This is a genomic window from Virgibacillus sp. 6R (genome assembly GCF_001895305.1).
Lineage (GTDB): Bacteria > Bacillota > Bacilli > Bacillales > Amphibacillaceae > Virgibacillus > Virgibacillus pantothenticus.
In genome coordinates this window covers 1,011,599-1,032,704 of the sequence record NZ_CP017762.1, presented here as the reverse complement: position 1 = coordinate 1,032,704, position 21,106 = coordinate 1,011,599, and the positions used below count along the sequence as shown (strand labels likewise).

At 38.4% G+C, this 21,106-nt stretch carries 17 protein-coding genes and 1 other annotated feature; of the genes, 13 read left to right on the top strand and 4 right to left on the bottom strand.

Going from position 1 to position 21,106, the window contains the following annotated elements:
• Positions 1–213 precede the first annotated feature (213 nt).
• The 3 genes from BKP57_RS21900 to fosM all read left to right on the top strand — a co-directional run bounded on the left by BKP57_RS21900 (position 214) and on the right by fosM (position 1,692).
• Positions 214–414, top strand: coding sequence for a hypothetical protein (locus BKP57_RS21900; RefSeq protein WP_128743281.1), 201 nt, complete (start codon positions 214–216; stop codon positions 412–414).
• A 226-nt stretch (positions 415–640) separates the two neighbouring features.
• Entirely contained in the window at positions 641–1,192 is a 552-nt protein-coding gene (locus BKP57_RS04720) for an NADPH-dependent FMN reductase (RefSeq protein WP_050350114.1), read from the top strand.
• A gap of 74 nt (positions 1,193–1,266) precedes the next feature.
• Positions 1,267–1,692 carry a FosM family fosfomycin resistance protein gene (gene fosM, locus BKP57_RS04715; protein ID WP_072741072.1) on the top strand — a complete coding sequence of 142 codons (426 nt, stop codon included), beginning with the start codon at positions 1,267–1,269 and terminating at the stop codon, positions 1,690–1,692.
• 347 nt (positions 1,693–2,039) lie between these two features.
• On the opposite strand, the gene BKP57_RS04710 is transcribed toward fosM, so the two are convergent.
• Positions 2,040–2,450: a DUF6376 family protein gene (locus BKP57_RS04710; protein ID WP_083547191.1), complete on the bottom strand. Its 411-nt coding sequence runs from the start codon at positions 2,448–2,450 to the stop codon at positions 2,040–2,042.
• Positions 2,451–2,710: 260 nt separating this feature from the next.
• Between BKP57_RS04710 and BKP57_RS04705 the strand changes: the two genes are divergently transcribed.
• From BKP57_RS04705 to htpG, 9 genes are all read left to right on the top strand, one after another.
• Entirely contained in the window at positions 2,711–3,448 is a 738-nt protein-coding gene (locus BKP57_RS04705; protein WP_050350117.1) for a hypothetical protein, read from the top strand.
• Positions 3,449–4,316: 868 nt separating this feature from the next.
• Positions 4,317–5,738 carry an MDR family MFS transporter gene (locus BKP57_RS04700; RefSeq protein WP_050350118.1) on the top strand — a complete coding sequence of 474 codons (1,422 nt, stop codon included), beginning with the start codon at positions 4,317–4,319 and terminating at the stop codon, positions 5,736–5,738.
• A gap of 229 nt (positions 5,739–5,967) precedes the next feature.
• Positions 5,968–6,179: a binding site (T-box leader), on the top strand.
• A gap of 150 nt (positions 6,180–6,329) precedes the next feature.
• Complete coding sequence (proB, locus tag BKP57_RS04695) at positions 6,330–7,421, top strand: glutamate 5-kinase (protein ID WP_072741070.1); 1,092 nt, start codon at positions 6,330–6,332, stop codon at positions 7,419–7,421.
• A 403-nt stretch (positions 7,422–7,824) separates the two neighbouring features.
• Positions 7,825–9,072: a glutamate-5-semialdehyde dehydrogenase gene (locus BKP57_RS04690; RefSeq protein ID WP_050350120.1), complete on the top strand. Its 1,248-nt coding sequence runs from the start codon at positions 7,825–7,827 to the stop codon at positions 9,070–9,072.
• A gap of 331 nt (positions 9,073–9,403) precedes the next feature.
• Entirely contained in the window at positions 9,404–9,733 is a 330-nt protein-coding gene (gene csaA, locus BKP57_RS04685; protein ID WP_050350121.1) for a chaperone CsaA, read from the top strand.
• 88 nt (positions 9,734–9,821) lie between these two features.
• Complete coding sequence (locus tag BKP57_RS04680; protein WP_232231323.1) at positions 9,822–11,183, top strand: FAD-binding oxidoreductase; 1,362 nt, start codon at positions 9,822–9,824, stop codon at positions 11,181–11,183.
• A gap of 280 nt (positions 11,184–11,463) precedes the next feature.
• Complete coding sequence (locus BKP57_RS04675; protein ID WP_050350123.1) at positions 11,464–11,733, top strand: hypothetical protein; 270 nt, start codon at positions 11,464–11,466, stop codon at positions 11,731–11,733.
• Between the two features lie 356 nt (positions 11,734–12,089).
• Positions 12,090–13,037 carry a nucleoside hydrolase gene (locus tag BKP57_RS04670; protein WP_050350124.1) on the top strand — a complete coding sequence of 316 codons (948 nt, stop codon included), beginning with the start codon at positions 12,090–12,092 and terminating at the stop codon, positions 13,035–13,037.
• Between the two features lie 83 nt (positions 13,038–13,120).
• Entirely contained in the window at positions 13,121–15,001 is a 1,881-nt protein-coding gene (gene htpG, locus BKP57_RS04665) for a molecular chaperone HtpG (protein ID WP_050350125.1), read from the top strand.
• Positions 15,002–15,632: 631 nt separating this feature from the next.
• On the opposite strand, the gene BKP57_RS04660 is transcribed toward htpG, so the two are convergent.
• The gene (locus tag BKP57_RS04660; RefSeq protein ID WP_050350126.1) at positions 15,633–16,727 is read right to left on the bottom strand and encodes a branched-chain amino acid aminotransferase; all 1,095 of its coding nucleotides are present in this window, start codon (positions 16,725–16,727) and stop codon (positions 15,633–15,635) included.
• Positions 16,728–16,874: 147 nt separating this feature from the next.
• On the opposite strand from BKP57_RS04660, the gene BKP57_RS04655 reads away from it, so the two are divergent.
• Positions 16,875–17,669 (top strand): HAD family hydrolase, encoded by a 795-nt coding sequence (locus BKP57_RS04655; RefSeq protein WP_072741069.1) that lies wholly within the window; start codon positions 16,875–16,877, stop codon positions 17,667–17,669.
• Between the two features lie 699 nt (positions 17,670–18,368).
• Here the strand turns inward: BKP57_RS04655 and BKP57_RS04650 are convergent.
• Together BKP57_RS04650 and nhaC are read right to left on the bottom strand one after the other, a co-directional pair.
• On the bottom strand, positions 18,369–19,073 hold the full coding sequence (locus BKP57_RS04650) for a hypothetical protein (RefSeq protein WP_072741068.1): 705 nt from the start codon (positions 19,071–19,073) through the stop codon (positions 18,369–18,371).
• Positions 19,074–19,394: 321 nt separating this feature from the next.
• Positions 19,395–20,825 (bottom strand): Na+/H+ antiporter NhaC, encoded by a 1,431-nt coding sequence (nhaC, locus tag BKP57_RS04645; RefSeq protein WP_072741067.1) that lies wholly within the window; start codon positions 20,823–20,825, stop codon positions 19,395–19,397.
• Between the last annotated feature and the right edge of the window lie 281 nt (positions 20,826–21,106).

The window sequence follows — 21,106 nt, the reverse complement described above, 5'->3', positions numbered from 1 at the left end:
CTCTATTTCGTAAACGGCCTTTAGGTCATACCATTACGGTACTAACAATCAGTGTGGGATGAAAGAAAGCCCCTGATGGAAGCTTCACTTTATGGCTGTAAATCCTTACCTTTAATAGGCAGTGAATATGGAATGCAGAATGAAGACAGCAAATAAACGCCATGCTCTCGATGCCGAAAAATAAACTTTAAAAGTTAAGTATCTCCCGCTTTCATGCAGGTAGGAGAATCGGAAAACGCCATTAGAACAAGTTTCACTTTAATTCAAATATGCGATAAACTAGAGATGCGAATTGGAGGAATATCTATGAAGAAATTAATTCGAAAATTAATCAAGTATGGACCAGTAATTTATCCAATAATTAAAAAATATCTTAATAAGCGAAAGGCTAAAAAGAAGTACCATGGCGAGTAATGCGAAAGTATTGGTGTGGCCAATTAAACTAGGTATACTTAAGTGGAAAAGTATACAATCATAGCGATAAATGAGGCAGCGGCTAAAAGTAAATTGGCTTACTCGTTAAGCGAAATGACAGGCGCCTGTAATTGCTCGTTCTCATCTAGAACAGTTTCCTTGCTATTTAAACTAGCTTTTGCTATCAATAAATAAGGCAAATACTTAAATGCAGGAGGCAATTAGAATGAAAATCGCAGCAATAGTAGGCAGTAATCGACAAAGCTCTTATAACATGAAGCTTGTACGATTTTTACAAGCAAGATATACGGATAAAGTGGAGATCGAAATTCTTCCAATAGATCAACTTCCGTTTTATAATCAGGACGAGGAATTAAATCCGCCAGTAATTGTAAACGAAATAAAAAATAAAATACAAGTAAGCGATGGGGTGCTAATTGCGACGCCGGAGTATAACAGCTCTATTTCCGGAATGTTAAAAAATGCACTCGATTGGTTTTCCAGAGTGGAACAGGTAATGGTGAATAAACCGACAATGATTATTGGTGCCTCCATGGGGATAATGGGGACTATTCGAGCACAAATGCAACTTCGGCAAATTTTAAATTCCCCTGGGATAGGTGCTTTAACTTTACCAGGAAATGAAGTGTTCATTGGTGCTATTCAAAATAAAATGGATGAGCAAGGACGTTTAACAGATGAGCCGACCATCCAGTTTATGGATACGGTTCTGGGTAACTTCATAGAATGGGCTGAAAAAACAAAGGTTTTTAGTTAAACACTTACTATTTAAAACTTGCTTTCTTTATGAAAGCAAGTTTTTGTATAACACTTCTAAAAAGGAGAATGTAAATGACACTCAAGGGGATTAATCACATTTTATTTTCAGTATCTGATTTAGAACGATCGATTACATTTTATCAGCACGTGTTTGCTGCTAAGTTATTAGTCAAGGGAAGGAGTACTGCATACTTTGATGTAAATGGGATTTGGCTAGCGTTAAATGAAGAAAAAGATATCCCTCGTCAGGAAATCCATCATTCGTATACACATATTGCTTTTTCAATTGACGAAGCGGATTTTGACAGGATGTACCAAAAATTACAAAGGTTGAACGTAAACATTTTAGAAGGAAGATCAAGGGACGAGAGAGATAAAAAATCCGTTTATTTTACTAATCCAGACGGGCATAAGTTTGAATTCCATACAGGTACACTAGCTGATCGATTAGCTTATTACAAAGAAGAAAAGCAGCATATGGAATTTTTTCTTGATTGAAGGGTGCCATAACACTCTAATTTCGGGGCGCCTGAACAGGCACAATGGGAGATAGTGGCACCTGAATTTCCGATTCGTTCAAAAGCTTTTAGGTTCCCTACCCTTGCAGTACGAACAATCCGATGAAATTCCCCCATGTTAAAAGGTTATTTTCTGAATATATAACGGCATCTTTTATCCAGAATGCCGTTATTTTAAAGGATAAAAATGGAGCGAATCACTTTTTTTCCACTTTTAAGATACTGGAGGCTGTTTTCTGTAATAGTTATAAAGAAGTACATAGGTGGACGAGAACTTGTACATGTCTTGTATTTATCATAGGGCAAAGGGAGATTCTATATTTCACTTTAAAGTTCGAGTTGCTCGATTTGATTTTGCAATGAATTAATGTTTTCAATGGTTTGGTATATTTCAGTATCTTTTACTTGTTCGAAAGTTAGCTCACCATGGTCAATTAAACGATTCATTTCATCTAATAATGGTTCACTTTTGCTTCTTAACTCCTGATGAATATCTTCTGCAAACTTTGGAGGATCAAGATTAATAAAATCTGTTATCGTTGTTTGTAAATTCTCTAAGCGCGTCATTAGCTGATCTTCTTCTAAGGAAGAAGCTTCCTCTATAAAATTGTTTAAGTCATTAAGATACGTTGTTGCTTCGTCTACATAGTTTAAGGAATTCGATGCTTCTTCTAAAATGCTGCATCCGCTCAATAATAAAAATGAAAAACATAACATGCTAAGAATAACTTTTTTCATACTAACTTAATCCTTTCTTTGTTCAGATTTGGAGTAGTTGTTCTTATAAAAACGGTAATCGTGTAACTTGCATAATATTATTTTTTGGCCTATCATGTGAATTTTTTTGAAATAGAAAACAAACAGATCTGTTTTTGACTGTCTACTCTAATCTATACGAAAAAGTTGCCCTTTAAGTTTCAAGTAATTGGTACTAATGCTTATTATAAGATATGGCAAAACTATTTAATTGAGAGCAATTACAGTAAAGGATGATTGGTATGAAAAATAAACGATACATCGTTATTATGGTACTTGGAATACTTTTTATATCAGGAGTTCAAGCAAAAGCATCCTCCTATACTTATGAACCTTTAACAGAAATAACGGAATTTAAAAACAAAGAGCATCAACGATATCATGAAGCTTTGTTAATGTATACAGCGAAAGAATTGGGAATTGATGTAGAAGGAAAGACAACAAAAGAATTAAAACAAGAAGTAGAGCAGATGACTTTGGAGCAAGCAACTAAAAAATTTGCGATTCAAGCAGAAGGGAAAGACAGAGAGCAATTAAAACAAGAAATTCTGCATGCGCAATTGGTGCAGAAGGCAAAACAGCTTGGAATTAAAAGCGATGGAAAATCGTCTGAAAAATTAGCGAAAGAGGTGAACGAGAAGTTAGTGAAAAGGAAAGCAGAACAATTAGGGATTAACATTGAAGGTAAAAAGTACCAACAGGTAAAACAGGAACTTATTCAATTGGAAGTAGAAACAGAAGCAAAACAGCTTGGAATTAAACCTCAAGGAGAGAAAATGGATCAATTGATTCAAAATGTACACGAGGCTAAATTATATCATACCGCAGAGCAGTTAGGGTTACTTACCATGAATAAGACTTCAGCTAAATTACTGGAGGAAATTATTGTAAATCATGCAACAGAAGCGAAAAAACTAAAACTATATCCATTTCAAAATGGAGAATTCCATAGCTACCTCCATTATAAATTTGAGGCTTAGAGCAAAGTTCCTGGAAGAACAATTTGTATTAGAATGGAAGCACCTTCTAACAAGCTCCATGATCGATTCACTCAATTAACCAAGAGTGGGGTAAAGACTCCGCTAATGGAAGTTTCCTTTTATCCCAATGGCTGTAAGTTTTCCCCTGCAAATTTAGAGAATGGAAACCAATAAAGCGACTAAACTGGAAAATTCAGCTGAAGTCTCATGCCCAATTCGCCCAATTAACCAAGAGCGGGGTCTCCCCTCCTGTTAACAAAAGTTTCTCTTCATGATAAAACGTATTGGTTTGTATCGTTTTTATGATATGGTATGATGTTAGTTATGTCACATAGCGGACAGGAATTTTTTGTGCTAAGATAAGAAAGTATAAAATTAGGTGCTTGGAGATAATGAAATAACCGACTAGCCACTTCCGGCGCATGAGCCCAGCAACGATGCGACTCTAAAAATGCGCCCTACGATAAGTCATCATCCATTCGTCGCTAAGAGGAAGGCCGACTAAAAGCGGGTTTGCGGCCCAGACGTCGGCATACCCCTGTTTTAGTGGCATCATTCCTTTATCTCCGTTGATTCGTTCCATTCGCTACGTTGCTAAACGGGCGCCCCGGCCTTTGTTCCACTATAGGAAAGTATAAGATTTTTTTGGTTTATAGTATAAGAAAAACAAAGGATTCCGCCATAAGTCTTGACGACAAGCCAAGTTTTTCTAATATTGGTTGGTATTGCCTTATACACGCGGATGGAAAGTGCTTGTATAAACTGTTACATTGGATGCAATATACAGAGTTTCCGTACGCCTAAGGAAACGGTTTTAGTTATATATCTTGCTTCCATAAATGCAGATATTTAGCCAGAAGGGAGAGGTTTGGTGAGTTCAGAAAACGCAACAGCAACAAATCCAAGAGAAATAAACAAAGTGCCACTGCTGATTGTCCTTATTTCAGGGGCGTTTGTCGCCATCTTAAATCAAACGTTATTAGCAACTGCATTACCCAAAATTATGCAAGATTTACAGTTAGATGCGAATACTGTTCAATGGTTGCAATCCATCTTTATGCTGGTAAACGGAATTATGATTCCAATTACGGCATTTTTGATCGAACGGTTTACGACAAGAGGTCTTTTTATAACTGCATTAAGTATATTTGCATTAGGAACAGCAATCTGTGCTATAGCTCCTAATTTTTCCGTATTAATGATCGGGAGAATCGGCCAAGCTGCAGCTGCTGGGATAATGATGCCGTTAATGCAAACAATATTGTTTCTCATTTATCCAATTGAAAAACGTGGAACTGCAATGGGAATGTTCGGGATGGTCATTGCCTTCGCTCCAGCTATAGGACCAACACTATCTGGTTGGTTAGTAGAACACTTTCCTTGGAGAAGTGTGTTTTATGTCGTATTACCAATTATCGTTATCGATATCATCGTTGCCTATTTTATTTTGAAAAATATTACCAACCAAACATTTCCAAAAGTCGATGTTATATCGATCATCCTGTCTACGTTAGGCTTTGGCGGTTTATTGTATGGATTTAGTGCGGCAGGTAATAGCGGTTGGGGAAGTGTACAGGTGGTTGCGTCCATAGTTGTTGGGGCGATCACGTTGACCATTTTTATTTGGCGGCAATTAAAATTAGAAGAGCCAATTTTGGAATTCCGTGTATTTCGTAATCCAGTTTTTTCATTGACAACTGCATTAGGAATGGTTACCTTTATGGCGATGATCGGTGCTGCAGTTATCATTCCTATCCTTGCACAAAATATGCTTGGGTTCACTGCTTTAGAATCTGGTTTAATGTTATTGCCTGGGGCGATTGTTATGGGTGTGATGAACCCAATCACTGGAAGGTTATTTGATCGGTTTGGTGCACGTTGGCTTTCAATAATTGGGCTATCCATTGTTACTGTAACAACATTTATGTTTACAAATTTATCAATAGATACATCATTTGCATATATCGCAATGGTTAACGCTATCCGTATGCTAGGAATAGCGATGGTGATGATGCCTGTTACAACAGCCGGTTTAAATAAACTCCCTATCCACCTCATTCCACATGGAACAGCGATGAATAACACGATGCGCCAAGTAGCTGGAGCTGTTGGAACAGCGTTGTTAGTAACGGTGATGACAAATGCTGCTCTACCAGAACAAGGTGTTCAAGGCATGATTCGTGGTGTGAATATTTCATTCATTGTAGCAGGATTGTTCGCGATTATTGCCCTTATCTTATCCTTTTTTATCAAATCAGGATCCGATTCGAAAGTTCGTATTGGAAGATAAAGCGAAACTCCAATCAGTTGGGGTTTTTTAATCCCTCTGATTGTTCGTACTATAGGGGCACATCCTAAAGGTATCCGAACCGAATTAGCATTTACTCGTTGTTGGAACCTCCACTTATTCTACGGAGTTTTAAGGGTGGAATTGGCATTTTTACTGCCAGCTGATGCGACATAAATTGAAAAAACAGTTGACATTCTTCGCTTTTCTATCCATAATATTATAAAAATACAGTTGAACGGTAAGAAAGGATTAGTATGTGGTCCATTCAGTGCCAGAGATGGGGAGTTAACAGCTGGAAGCTCCCTACACGTGAATCCACAGAACCTGCCTTTTGAGTCCCATTGAAAATGGGCGCTATATTCGGCGTTATAGAAGAAAGCGGGATGTCTTTACGACATTCAACATAGGTGGTACCGCGGAAGAAGCTCTTTCGTCCTTTTATACAGGATGAATAGGGCTTTTTTTACAATCATATAAATGAATTGATCAATAACGCAGCTTAGTAGCAGTTACCCTTTTATAAAATAACCTAGAGGTACTGCTTTTAAATTCATAGAATATAAAAAGATATTGGGAATAGGAGTATGCAAATTGAGTAAACAGAGAGTCGTTGTGAAAATTGGAAGTAGCTCGTTGACAAATGCGCATGGGGAGATGGACGAAGCAAAGTTAGCGGAACATGTCCAGGCCATTGCAAAGCTTCGCCAATTGAACCATGATGTTATTTTAGTTTCGTCAGGCGCTGTGGCTGCCGGTTTTTCACAAATAGGCTATGCCTCTAGACCTGTCACATTGAAAGGAAAACAAGCAGCAGCTGCTGCAGGGCAAGGGTTGTTAATCCAAGCATATATGGAGAAATTTGCAGAACATGATTTACGAGCTGCGCAATTACTTTTAACACGAGACGATTTTAAAGATCGAGAACGATATAAAAACGCGTTTAATACATTGATGGAATTATTAGAACGCAGAGTCATTCCGATTATTAATGAAAACGACACCGTATCCATTAAAGAACTTACGTTTGGAGATAATGATATGCTGTCTGCTCTAGTAAGCGGTATTGTACATGCAGACCAATTAATTATGTTAACCGACATTAATGGTTTATATAATGAGAATCCGCGCCAAAATCCACATGCGATAAAATACGATTATTTAGATCGCATTACAGAAGAAATGATTGCCCAAGCTGATCAGCATGGATCGTCTGTTGGTACAGGTGGAATGAAATCAAAGCTGGAGGCAGCAAAAATGGCCTTATCATTGGGGGTCAGTGTATTTATCGGTACTGGTAAAGGAGGCGAAAAGCTGTCGCAAATTATTGAAGGAAGTGGCGATGGCACCTATATTACTAATCCTACCAAAGGCTCCATTACAACGAATAAACAATGGATTGCCCTTCATTCGGAGCCAGTAGGTCAAGTATATGTAGATCATGGCGCTGAAGAAGCTATCCTATATCAAGGGGCGAGTCTTTTAGCTGCTGGAATACGTAAAGTACAAGGTGATTTTATAGCGGGAGATGTCGTAGAAGTGTATGGCAAAAATGGATTAATTGGGAAGGGAGAGGTAAGCTGTTCGGCAGATGTCGTTATGAAAGAGCTACAATTAAGAAGTTCTGATAAAGATTGTCTATCCTCACGGGTGATTCATCGAGACCGCTGGGTAAGGTTAACCTAAACAAAAGTAGTGTAACTATAGGATTATGGTTACTAGAAAAGGATTATTTAAATATGAAATGTAAAAAGGCCTGCGGTGATATGTCAAGTAGAAAATAAATATGAAGTTATCAAGGTACAATTTGTTTAAAAAAGGCATTAGGAAACTAGACCAATAATTAAATGTAAAGTACTGGAAATGGATGACGCAAGGCGGTAACTCCTGTGGGAAAAGCATGAGCCCCGGACCCTGCAACGAGCGCTCGAGGGAGGAGGCTCAAGCAGAGCTTCGGAAAGCGTCCGCCTGTAGTGTAAAGCAACGGTTTCAGGCGCACGTATAAATTCTCAAGCAGTAAAACAAATAAAATATAAGAAACAATGGGCGAAAAAATAACGCCGAATATAATCTACGAGGAGGTATTTCTATGTCTGAAGTACAGCAAAAAGGAAAATTGGCAAAAGCAGCGAGTTATCAGTTAAATGGTGTAACAACAGAGGAAAAAAACCAAGCGTTGCAGTACATTGCAGAACAGCTGATACAGGATAAGGAAGTAATTCTAAAAGAGAACCAAAAGGATTTACAAGAAGGGGAAAATAACGGCATTTCAAAAGCAATTTTAGACCGGATTATGCTGGACGATACTAGAATTGAAGCTATGCACGATGCAATTTTTCAACTGATTGATTTAAATGATCCAATTGGTGAGGTACTCGAAAGCTTAGAAAAGGATAATGGTCTTCGTGTGGAAAGAAAGCGGGTGCCTATTGGTGTTATTGGAATGATTTATGAAGCACGTCCAAATGTAACGATCGATGCAGCAACACTGTCATTAAAAACGGGTAACGCAGTTATCTTGCGGGGAAGTTCATCAGCTAAGTATTCCAATCAAGCTTTAGTAGCTTCCATTCATCAAGCACTCGCGAAAAGTAAACTTCCAGTGGATGCTGTCCAGCTAATTGAGGATACGAGCAGAGAAACCGCCCAGCAATTATTTACATTAAATGAATACTTAGATGTGTTAATCCCCCGAGGAGGAAAAAAACTGATTCAGTCGGTTTTACAATCCTCTACGGTGCCTGTTATTGAAACCGGAGCAGGTAATTGTCATATATTCATTGATGCTTCCGCAGAAAAAAAATTAGCTATGAAGCTTGTTTTAAATGCAAAATTACAGCGTCCATCTGTATGTAATGCAATTGAATCGTTACTAATCCATAAAGATTGGTTTAAAGAACATGGGCTTGCACTATTGAAAACATTAGCTGAGAATCAAGTTGCGATTTATGGGGATGAAAATGTGTGTGCAGTCTTTTCAAAGGCTAAGCAGGCAACCGAAGAGGATTGGTATACGGAATATCTGGATTTAGCAATCAGCGTTAAATTAGTATCCTCATGCGAAGAAGCAGTAAATCATATTAATAAGTATGGGACACGACATTCCGAGGCCATTATTACAACTGACCATGCCAATGCAGTTTATTTCCAGCAACATGTGGATGCAGCTGCCGTGTATCATAATGCTTCTACAAGATTTACAGATGGATTTGAATTTGGCTATGGAGCAGAAATAGGCATCAGTACACAAAAATTGCATGCAAGAGGACCGATGGGTTTACCAGCGCTTACCTCGAGTAAGTTTTATATTTATGGTCAAGGGCAAATAAGGGAATAGTAGAAAAAAGAAGAGGCGCGCTAAGCCTTGAAGATTCGCGCGCCTCGCTGCGATTCCTTTTTGCGATAGAATTTATCCTGTATATAAGTTGCTGTAAGGCTCCCACATCAGGAGTTGGATAATCTGTACTGCAACAAGTCTAAGTGAGAGTTAATGGTACCTAAATGTCCTAGTCCGTAAGAGGTCTTTAGGTCATATCCTTGGGCTACTAACCATCAGCGGAGGATGAATGAAAACTCCCACTGATGGGAGATTCACTTTATCGTGGATGTAAGATGTATAACACTTCTGCATCATGATGAAAGGTTTAATTTAAAATGGAGGCGTTAACATGGCGAGTATAGAAGATTTTCAACAATTGGATATGCGAATAGGAACGGTGAAAAAGGCAGAACCTTTCAAAGAGGCAAGAACACCTGCAATTAAGCTCCAGATTGACTTTGGAGAATTGGGCATAAAACAGTCTTCTGCTCAGATTACCAAGCGCTATGAGCCAGAAGATTTAGTAGGAAGGCAAGTAGCAGCAGTTGTTAATTTTCCACCTCTGCGAATAGCTGGCTTTAAGTCTGAAGTGCTTGTTTTAGGCGGAGTACCTGAGCAAGGGGACGTTATCTTATTAGCACCTGATGTCGAAGTAGCAAATGGCACACGTATTTTATAAGGATGGGGAAAGCAGCAAGAGCTTATGTATATACATTGTTTTTTGATTATTTCAATTATAAAGAATGGGGGAACTGGGGTTGATATTTATGAATGAATTAAAACAGATACTTCCGTCGGATCGAATAAGTGATAATGCAACGATATTAGAGCAGCACAGCACAGATGAATCATACCATGCACCAGCTTTGCCAAATACGGTTGTTTTTCCGAAAACGACAACAGAAGTAAGTCGTGTCGTGAAGCTGGCTGCTAAGGTTAACGTGCCAGTAGTTTCTTTTGGGCTAGGGACGAGTTTAGAGGGCAGTGTTATCCCATATCAAGGGGGAATTATGATTGATTTTTCCCTGATGAATCAAGTCTTGGAAGTACGGCCGGATGATTTTTTAGTTAAAGTCCAACCCGGTGTGACGAGAAAACAATTGGAAAAAGAGTTAAAAACGTACGGATTATTTTTCTCCGTTGACCCTGGGGCAGATGCAACGTTAGGTGGAATGGCAGCGACAAATGCCAGTGGAACAACATCTGTTAAGTATGGTGTGATGCGGGATCAAGTTCGGGATTTGCAAGTAGTACTAGCAGACGGGAGTGTCATTCATACGGGAAATATGGCAGCTAAATCTTCTTCTGGATTGCATTTAAATGGATTGTTCATTGGTTCAGAAGGGACGCTTGGTTGTTTTACGGAACTTACGTTAAAAGTACACGGAATACCAGAAAAAGTAGTGGCAGGAAGAGCGGCATTTACTACGTTAGATAATGCGGTGGAGGCTGTCATTCACATTTTACAAGCTGGTATTCCTGTTGCTAGGGTGGAACTCGTAGATGCACCATCTATAAAACAAATCAATCTATTTAGTGATACGTATTACTTGGAAGTACCGACAATTTTTATTGAATTTCACGGAAATGAGGCGGGACTCCAAGAAGACGTTGACTTTACAACAGAAATTTTACAGGAACACCAATGCCAAGATCTAGCATTTGAGGCAAATACTGCAGGTAGAAATCAATTGTGGGAAGCACGACATCAAACTGCATACGCTTTTTTGCATCATTATCCAGGAAAAAAACAGATGGTAACGGATGTTTGTGTGCCCATCTCTCAATTAGCAAACGCTATTAAACATGGGAGAGATGCGGTGGAGGCTTCAGCGCTTCCAGGAGGGATTGTGGGACATGTTGGCGATGGCAATTATCATATTTTAATGATGATTGATCCTCAGAATCCTGAAGATATCGCGAAAGCAAATGAAGTAAATGAACAAATTGTTTCCTATGCTTTATCATGTGGGGGAACATGTACTGGTGAACATGGTGTTGGGGTTGGTAAAGCAAAATATCAACTAGCAGAGCATGGGGCAGCCTTTGAAGTGATGAAAAGAATAAAAGACAGTTTAGATCCGCAGCATATTTTTAATCCTGGTAAAATATTTGCTTTAACGGATTAATTCCAGCATAGCTCTTTTAACGGAAATTCCTAAACTATTTTTTAGATTTCCCTCCACCATAGCGGTAGTGGAAACGCTTATAATTGTTTCGCGTTAGCAAGGAGTTGTTTTTTAAATTTCGAGATGAATTTAGAATAGATTAAATGAACGCTGCAAGTGCTGGTTAAAAGTATATATAGTCCTTACCCAACGTATGAAAGTAATGTTTTTGGGAAAACAATACATATATCATTACAAAAAATACATGGCAAGCATTTTTGATACGTTTGGAGGTTATATAATGGAAAAGCAAGCGTTACATCAGCAACTAGAGCTAGCTGCACAGCAATTTACTAATGCTTATCAGCTTATACAGCAAGCTAAAACGAATGGGGACGAACAAGAATTACTGCAAGCACAAGATCAGTTGTTACAGCTGGATCATCTATTGAAAAGCGCCCAAATTCAAGCAGGTGAAGAGGCGTTAGAGAATGCCCAATTTCAACAGACCTTTGAAAAATTGCATAACGCCAGACAGGAAATTGAAGAATTCCGACAAAATCAACATTAAAGTAAATTTATCCCGTATATAAGGTGCTGTAAAACTCCCACTTCAGGAGTTGGTTAATCTGTAATGTAACAAGTCTAAGTGGAAGATAACAGCACCTAACTGTCCTATTTTTAGGTCATACATTACGGTACTAACAATTAGGGGCGGATGTATAAGCACCTACTAATAGAAGATTCATTCACTTTATAAACTGCACCTCTCTTTTTATCGGGGAGGTGCTTTTTTGTATCCTTTTCGACATGATTTATCAACATAGACTAATGTTCACTGTATTATTTGTAAAGAACTGCAAAACTTGAGACAATAAGTCGTATATACATGGTAAGTTGATTAATTGGAGGAGGTCGTTCGTATCGATGAAGAAGAAAGTGTATTTAAACCATGATGGCGGCGTTGATGATCTAGTTTCATTATTTCTACTATTGCAAATGGATGATGTAGATGTTATAGGTGTTGGTGTCACCCCAGCAGATTGTTATTTGGAACCTGCTATGTACGCGAGTCGTAAAATCATCGACCGATTCGGGAAGGGGAAACAGGTTGAAGTGGCAGCTTCCACATCACGTGGGAAAAATCCTTTTCCAAAGGATTGGCGGATGCATGCTTTTTATGTAGATGCGCTGCCAATATTAAATGAGCAGTTGCCGATAAAAACGAAAAAAGCAGAGTTACCAGGGCATCAGCATTTGATTCAAACGCTTCGAAATAGCGATGAACCAGTTACTTTACTATTTGTCGGTCCATTAACGGATTTGGCGAGGGCTTTGGAAGAGGCACCTGACATTGAGAAACAGATTGAAAAGCTTGTTTGGATGGGGGGAACGTTTTTACCTACTGGAAATGTGGAGGAACCAGAACATGATGGAACTGCTGAATGGAATGCCTTTTGGGACCCTGAGGCTGCAAAAAGAGTTTGGGATAGCGAGATGACAATTGATTTGGTTGCATTAGAGAGTACAAATCAAGTGCCGTTAACGGTTGATGTTCGTAATATGTGGGCGCAAGAAAGAGCGGATATAGGGATTGACTTCTTAGGTCAATGCTATGCAGTGGTACCGCCGCTTGTCCATTTCCAGACCAATTCAACGTATTTTTTATGGGATGTACTTACAACCGCAACGATAGGAAAAGCAGAGTTAGTCAAGAAGAAAACGGTTCGGTGCGTCGTTCATCCAGATGGCAAGAGTCAAGGTAGAACGGAACTACATAAAGATGGACGTGAAGTAAACCTTGTTTATGAAGTGGAGCGCGACATGTTTTTTACGTATATGACAGAGTTAGCTAGACAGCAGCATAATGACTAAAAAGGTAGCTTGTGCTGGAATATTGACATAATTTATCGTTTATGGTATTAAAACATATGAGTTTAAGTAGAGGAGAGGATCATATGGCGAAAAAGCAGTTTAAAGCAGAATCGAAACGTTTACTAGAATTAATGATTAATTCAATTTATTCCCAACGTGAAGTATTTTTACGGGAGCTGATATCCAATGCAAGTGATGCCATGGATAAAATGTATTACCGCAGCTTAACAGACGATAATTTAACCTTTAACCAAGAAGATTATTATATTAAAGTTATCCCTAATAAAGAGGAACGTACGTTGCAAGTCATCGATACAGGTATTGGCATGACAAAAGAAGAACTAGAAACCAATTTGGGGACGATAGCTAAAAGTGGGTCATTTGCATTTAAAAATGATACCGAGCTAAAAGATGGTCATGATATTATCGGACAATTCGGTGTCGGTTTTTATGCGGCGTTTATGGTGGCAGATAAAGTGACTGTTATTAGTAAATCTGTGGATAGCGATCAGGCTTATCAATGGGAGTCCACTGGAACGGACGGCTACACCATTATTCCTGTTGATAAAGAACACGTCGGAACTGAAATTATACTAAAAATCAAAGAAAACACAGACGAAGATTCGTTTGATGCCTTTTTAGACGAGTACCAATTGCAGGAAATCATTAAAAAGTATTCTGATTTTATTCGTTACCCGATTAAAATGGATATTACGAAAAGCAAGCCGAAAGATGATGAAAGTGAAGAATACGTGGATTATGTAGAAGAGGAAACCATCAATAGCATGGTACCAATCTGGAAAAAGAATAAAAGTGAATTAACCGAAGAGGATTACATTAATTTTTATCAGGAAAAACGGTATGGGTTTGATAAACCTTTAAAATCCATGCATATTAATGTAGACGGTACAGTGCGTTATAATGCTATTTTATTTATCCCGGAAAATGCCCCATTTGATTATTATTCACAGGAATTTGAAAAAGGCCTTGAACTTTATTCAAATGGCGTATTAATCATGAATAAATGTGCGGATTTGCTGCCAGATTATTTTAGCTTTGTTAAAGGAATGGTAGATTCAGAGGATTTATCCTTAAATATTTCGCGAGAGATGTTACAGCACGACAGACAGCTAAAAGTCATCGCCAAAAATATTACTAAGAAAATTAAAACACAGCTACTGCACCTATTGCGAGATGATCGTGAAAAATATGAAACATTTTACCATGCATTTGGCAGACAACTGAAGTTTGGTGTGTATAATGACTTTGGTGCCAATAAAGATACATTGCAGGATCTGCTTATGTTTTATTCCTCAAAGGAAAAGAAACTAGTCACTTTAGACGAATATGTACAACGTATGCCAGAAGATCAGGCTTATATTTATTATGCTGCAGGCGAATCCATTGATCGTATCGAGAAGTTACCGCAAACGGAAATGGTAGCAGATAAAGGGTATGAAATTTTATATTTCACTGAAGAAGTGGATGAATTTGCTATTAAGATGCTGCGGGACTATAAAGAAAAAGAATTCAAGTCTGTTTCCAGTGGTGATCTCGGCTTAGAGGATGAATCAAATGATGAAGTAGATGAAAAGAGTCAGGAAGAGAATAAAGCACTATTTGCTGCGATGAAGGAGCATTTGGGAGATAAAATTAAAGATGTCCGAGCTTCCAAACGATTAAAATCACATCCTGTTTGTTTAACAGCAGACGGTGATATTTCTTTAGAAATGGAAAAAGTGTTAAATGCAATGCCGAATAATCAGCAAATAAAAGCGGATAAAGTATTAGAAATCAATGTGAATCATGAAGTATTTCAAGCATTAAAAGAGGCGCATCATCATGATAAGGAAAAATTAAAACTATATACAAACCTATTATATAATCAGGCGCTGTTAATTGAAGGCATGCCTGTAAATGATCCAGTTGCCTTTACTAACGATATTTGTAAAGTAATGGTTTAAATTAAAAGAGCACGAATAATAGAAAACCAGACGCTTTTCTCCATGAAAATGCGTCTGGTTTATTTTTTTACAGATAAGAAACCATCATGGCTCGCCAAGAGCGCAAGCCACCATCTATGATGAAAAATTTTGCTTTATAATGTTTAGATGCTTGAAATACTACCTAAAATAAATAAGTTATATAATGGTAAATGGCGTTTTTTTCATACAAAAGCATAAAATAATGAGGTGCTTGTGGATAACGTAATAACCGAATAGCCACGACCAGCTCCATCGTCCAGCAACGATGCGACTTTAGAAATGCGCCCTACGAAAGTCATCATCGGTTCGTCGCTAAGGGGAAGGCCGACTAAAAACGGGCTTGCCGCCCGACGTCGTCATACCCCTGGTTGCAGGGGCATGATTCCTAAATCTTTAGTTGATTCGTTCCATTCGCTACGTTGCTAAACGGGCGCCCTGCGCCTTTGTTCGTCTTTAGAATTGCATTTTTTGTTTATTTCCCAATCGCTTCTATGCTTCTAAGGATCGTTCATATATAAATCTCACAATAGCTTAACAATAAATTTTATTTGAACATATGCGTTCTAATTTACTATTGAACAATAATATGAGTTCCATAAAATAAGTGCATTTACTGTTTCACAGCATACGCTTTGCTAACTTTTTCTACCCAATTGAATGGATCTGCTTCTTTACCATATTGAATATTAGTTAGTGTCGTATATAATGATTTAGCCAGCTTACCAGTTTGGGAATCGTTAATTATTAAATCCTTGCCTTCCCAGCTCAGTTGACCGATGGGAGAAATAACCGCTGCTGTCCCTGTACCAAAAGCCTCTTCTAAATTACCGTCTACATATGCCTGATATAAATCTTCCATGGATATTCTTTCTTCAATAACAGGAATATCCCAGTGTTGTAACAATTGTATAACGGAATTTCGCGTAACGCCTTCCAAAATGCTTCCATTTAGTGCAGGAGTATAGACTTTTCCGTTTATTTTAAAGAACACATTCATGCTACCGACTTCTTCAATATATTTCTTTTCCACCCCATCAAGCCAGAGCACTTGTGCAAATCCTTTTTGGGCGCATATTTCCTGTGCTTTGAGACTTGATGCATAATTTCCGCCAGTTTTTGCTTCACCGGTTCCACCTTTTACAGCCCGAACGTATTGGTTTTCCACCGCAATTTTCACCGGGTTAATTCCTTCTTTATAATAAGCACCAACAGGCGATAAAATGATCACGAACTTGTACTGATGTGAAGGCGCTACACCAATATAGGGTTCTGTAGAAATAATGAATGGACGGATATAAAGGGAAGTTCCTTCAGCAGTCGGTATCCACTCTTTATCCAAATAGATTAGCTGCTTTAAAGCTTCCAATATAAAGGCTTCATCAACCGCTGGAATGCATAAACGGTCATTGGATTTATTCAACCGCTGCAAATTCTTTTCTGGGCGAAATAACTGGATTTCTCCTTCTGGCGTTTGATATGCTTTTAGCCCTTCAAAAACGGATTGACCATAGTGAAAGATCATTGCGGATGGATCAATACTTAAAGGCTGGTATGGAATAATACGGGCATCATGCCAACCTAAAGGCTCTGAATAATCCATGACAAACATATGGTCGGTAAATACTCTTCCGAATTCTAGTTGATCTGTATGAGGCTTTTCTTTCTTTACTGCACAACGATTTATTTTAACTGTCCATTCTTCCATGATACTATCCCCTTAGCTGTAAAAATTTTAATAACTATATTAGTCTATATTTTCAATAAAATCAACCCTAAATAGTCAGTTTCTCTATTTTTCTTAAAATGTTGTATACTTTAAGTTAATGTATGCAGAAAAAAAGGGGATGTATGGATGCTTAAAGCAATCATTTTTGATTTGGACGATACACTTTTATGGGATAAAAAAAGCGTTGCTGAATCATTTAAAGCAGTTTGTCATATGGCCAAAGAAATTCACCCTGAACTAGACCCAGAACATTTGGAGCGAAATGTTAGAAAGGAGGCACGCGCCTTATATGCATCTTTTCCAACATACTCGTTTACACAAATGATTGGTATCAATCCGTTTGAAGGACTTTGGGGAGAGTTTCAAGATGAAGGGAAAGAATTTGAGAAATTAAAAGAAATTGCTCCATTCTATCGACAAGCAGCTTGGGAAAAAGGCTTGGAGACGACCGGTATTCGGGATGAGTCGTTGGCTGCAGAATTGGCGGATGCATTTCCACAGCTTAGAAAGCAAAAACCATTCGTGTTTACAGATACATTTGCTGTATTAGATGCTTTACGAGCAGATTATAAACTGGCGCTATTAACGAATGGTTCGCCAGACTTACAGCAAACAAAATTAGATATGACGCCACAATTAGAACCTTATTTTGACGAAATTGTCGTCTCCGGAGCATTTGGCAGAGGAAAACCAGATCCCACCATTTTTCAATATATGCTTGCAAAATTGGGCGTCGATAAAACCGAAGCAGTCATGGTAGGAGATAATTTAAATACAGATATATTAGGCGCTTCCCATATTGAGATGGCCTCGATCTGGATTAATTGGCAGAACATGGAGAATAATGGATTACCTACTTTTGAAGTAGAAAACTTATCACAGGTGACAGATCTAGTGAATGTACAGCTTAAGGAAGCTTAGTCGTTAAAATGCATAATAGCGTATCTGCTAACTGCTTGCTTCATCACGCTTGTAAAATGAGCGAGAAGGGGTAGAGAGTTCGAACCTTGAAGGAGCTTGTTCGAAAAGAGGAGAAGTCTACTTGAACTATGGCATGACATGCTCGTAAAAGAGAGTGGTATGCTCAAATCACAGCGTGATATGCCCAGGAAAAGGAAGTATGCTGCTGGAACTATGGCATGACATGCTCGCAATAAAGAGTGGAATGCGCTCGGATCACAGTGTGACATGCTCGGAAAGTAGAGTAGTATGCTCGAACTACCGCATAACATGCTACGGAAAGTAGAGTAGTTGCAGAATCATTTTCCATACGAGATAAAAAAGCTGAAAACCGGCTGATGATAAACGGGTTTAGCTGTATATTGTCCCGCATAAAGGTGCTGTAAGCTTCCCACTCCAAGAATTGGAGATTCCTATACTCTAACAAGTCTACGTCGGGGATAGCAGCACCTAAATGCCCTATTTCGAAGAGGACTTTAAGTCATACCCAAGTAGTACTAACAATCAGTGGGAATTGAAAGAAAACCCCACTGATGGAAGATTCACTTCATTAGAGAGAAGTTAAGGGCCTGTCGCTGTTGATAAGGAGTGAATGTAGTGATTTTAGCAACAACCGTCCAGCATACTACTTCTTCTTGCTCCCATCACGGCCAAACGTTTTCAATGCTTTACGTATGTGACCCAATAGGTATCATTCGTTTGAGAGATAGAATTTCCTTGATAGCCATGTTGCAGCAACTGTTGCTGTCTTGCAATATCATTCATGTTAACTTCCTGTTTATCAGTATATGATTTTCCATTTTTTATTGTATGGAGGTCACGAAATAAAATATATCGTAGTTTACCATTGTATTTTTCTTTTAAAGCATGAATTTCCATATCTAACGCAAGTTTGTCTTTTAAGCTAGCAATATTAAATGGAGCAACCGTAGTGGCAACATATTGAAATGATTGTTGGTCAATTTGAGCGAATAATAATTTTCCCATATAAGTTTGCAGGCGGTTGCCTCTGAAATCTGGATGGACATTTGATATTTCAGAGTAAAGCATTTTCTGACGATGTAATTCATTTAATCCGAGATCTATCCCTAAGTGTTCCGTGTCATTCATTTCTGGAAACAGCATAGCTCGAAAAGCAATTAACCTATCATCTACAAACACTCCGATCATAGAGCCGTTTCCATTTAAAATATGCTCGTACTCTTGAACCGTTAGTGGTTGAAGAAAATCAGCTACTTCCAATGATTGCCTCACCATATTTTGCAAATGTAAAATCTCAAAGATATCTGGCTTGTTTAAGAAGCGAACATAAAAGGGTTGCTCCTTTGAGGGTAGTTTTCCTGTTGCAATGATGGATGTATTCATGCAGTCACCTACTTTATATAATCGGTTAATTTTTGTAATATATTCATCTTTCCCTTGGGGCTCTAACTGTGCCGCTGCGTTATTTAAAGTAATAGACAGTGTAGCAAATCACTCTTCTTGTGTTACTGTTTATCCTGTATATAAGGTGCTGTAAGCCCTCGCCTTCAGGAATAGGATGATTTGTACTGCAACAAGTCTAAGTGGGAGATAACAGCACCTAAATGCCCTGTTTCGTAAGAGGTCCCTTAGGTCATGCCATTACGGTACTAACAAGCCGTGGAGGATGAATGAAAACCCCACTGATGGAAGATTCCCTTTATTTTAACCGCTAGCATCTTTTGCTTTTTCGGAATGCAATACGAGAGATGGTTTTTCTATTTTAGTAATGGTGAATCCAGTATAGGCATAAATAAGCGCAACAATTGGAACAGTGAAATTTAACATAGCGTAAGGTGCATAGCTAAATGCGTGTACTTCCAATGTTGTGTAAATAAATACCCCACATGTATTCCAAGGAATAAAGACAGAAGTTAATGTTCCTCCATCTTCTAAAGAACGTGATAAATTTTTTGAATGTAACCCTTTCTTTTTATATACGGTAGCAAACATTCTAGCTGGGACTACGATAGAGATATACTGCTCTGAGCAGGTTGCATTTGTTAAGAAGGCTGCTCCTAATGTAGAAGCAATCAAATTCCCAGTTGATTTTACGACCTTCAATAGTTGATCCATCATCGCTTTTAGCATTCCAGAATACTCCATAATACCACCAAATGCCATTGCAACGATAGTCATCGACACGGTGTACATCATGGACATTAACCCACCGCGATTAAACAATTCCGAAACCATTTCATTGTTCGTATTAATCGTATAACCATTTTGTAACACTTGCAGTGCGTAGGATGAAGCATCTCCTTGGATAAATATTTGTGAGAAAAAACCCATTACAATCCCAGTTGCTATCGCTGGGACAGCAGGTACTTTGAACATAACGAGCACAATGACAAGCAATGGAATTAGCAACAGATATGGCGATATGACAAAATTCGCCTGCATATCAGCAATCGTTTGGGCAATCCTTTCGTTTTCAATCGCATCTTTTCCGAAATCTTTCCCTATGTATGCAAAAACGAGCAAAGCAATGATTAAACTAGGGACTGTTGTATACAGCATATGTTTAATATGAACGAATAAATCCGTATTTGTCAAACCAGAGGCGAGATTCGTGGTATCCGATAACGGGGACATCTTGTCTCCAAAATAAGACCCTGAAATGACCGCACCTGCAACCATAGGCGCTGGTATACCCATACTCATGCCTATTCCCATCCCAGCAACACCAATGGTTCCCATCGTTGCCCAGGAGCTTCCAACCGTTAATGCAACAACACCACAAATAATTGTAATCGTTACCAAAAATATAGACGGCGATATAATTTTCAACCCATAATAGATCATTGTAGCCACAATACCGCCTCCAATCCATGCGCCAATGGTTAAGCCAACAAGCATAATAATAATGATAGCGGGAAGTGCTAATCGTATACCCCGAAACATCATTTCCTCCATTTGCTTCCAAGTATATCCTTGCTTCCAGGCTACAAGTGCAGCGGTTCCTGTGCCTATAATAAGCGGTACGTGTGGTTCTCCTTGGAAAACGACTATCGTTAACACCATGGCAACAATCATAACGACTAGAGGTATTAGTGCCCACCAAATGTTAATTTCTCTTTTAGGAATATCAGTCATGAAGAAACCCCTTTCCAGACGATGCAATTTTTCAGAACGATAAAATTTATTTTAATTAGAAATGGGTAAATTGTCAATTTTAAAAAAATATAATGAATAGTGGGATTTATAATAAACGAGATATATTAAAGCGACTAGGGAATCTTACTAGACGGATTAAAGGTGTTGCGGAATAGAGTTAAAGGGAATTTTTCTTCGGCAAACAGTAGCAAAAGAGGTCTAATAAAATTCTTTTTATTCATTCCAAACCAAAAATGCGGCCGAGACATAACTAAAACAGC

Bases quoted from the DNA above. Each gene is read 5' to 3' on its own strand.
- BKP57_RS21900 (WP_128743281.1), top strand. From the start codon at position 214: ATGCAGGTAGGAGAATCGGAAAACGCCATTAGAACAAGTTTCACTTTA.
- BKP57_RS04720 (WP_050350114.1), top strand. From the start codon at position 641: ATGAAAATCGCAGCAATAGTAGGCAGTAATCGACAAAGCTCTTATAAC.
- fosM (WP_072741072.1), top strand. From the start codon at position 1,267: ATGACACTCAAGGGGATTAATCACATTTTATTTTCAGTATCTGATTTA.
- BKP57_RS04710 (WP_083547191.1), bottom strand. From the start codon at position 2,450: ATGAAAAAAGTTATTCTTAGCATGTTATGTTTTTCATTTTTATTATTG.
- BKP57_RS04705 (WP_050350117.1), top strand. From the start codon at position 2,711: ATGAAAAATAAACGATACATCGTTATTATGGTACTTGGAATACTTTTT.
- BKP57_RS04690 (WP_050350120.1), top strand. From the start codon at position 7,825: ATGTCTGAAGTACAGCAAAAAGGAAAATTGGCAAAAGCAGCGAGTTAT.
- csaA (WP_050350121.1), top strand. From the start codon at position 9,404: ATGGCGAGTATAGAAGATTTTCAACAATTGGATATGCGAATAGGAACG.
- BKP57_RS04680 (WP_232231323.1), top strand. From the start codon at position 9,822: ATGAATGAATTAAAACAGATACTTCCGTCGGATCGAATAAGTGATAAT.
- BKP57_RS04675 (WP_050350123.1), top strand. From the start codon at position 11,464: ATGGAAAAGCAAGCGTTACATCAGCAACTAGAGCTAGCTGCACAGCAA.
- BKP57_RS04670 (WP_050350124.1), top strand. From the start codon at position 12,090: ATGAAGAAGAAAGTGTATTTAAACCATGATGGCGGCGTTGATGATCTA.
- htpG (WP_050350125.1), top strand. From the start codon at position 13,121: ATGGCGAAAAAGCAGTTTAAAGCAGAATCGAAACGTTTACTAGAATTA.
- BKP57_RS04660 (WP_050350126.1), bottom strand. From the start codon at position 16,727: ATGGAAGAATGGACAGTTAAAATAAATCGTTGTGCAGTAAAGAAAGAA.
- BKP57_RS04655 (WP_072741069.1), top strand. From the start codon at position 16,875: ATGCTTAAAGCAATCATTTTTGATTTGGACGATACACTTTTATGGGAT.
- BKP57_RS04650 (WP_072741068.1), bottom strand. From the start codon at position 19,073: ATGAATACATCCATCATTGCAACAGGAAAACTACCCTCAAAGGAGCAA.
- nhaC (WP_072741067.1), bottom strand. From the start codon at position 20,825: ATGACTGATATTCCTAAAAGAGAAATTAACATTTGGTGGGCACTAATA.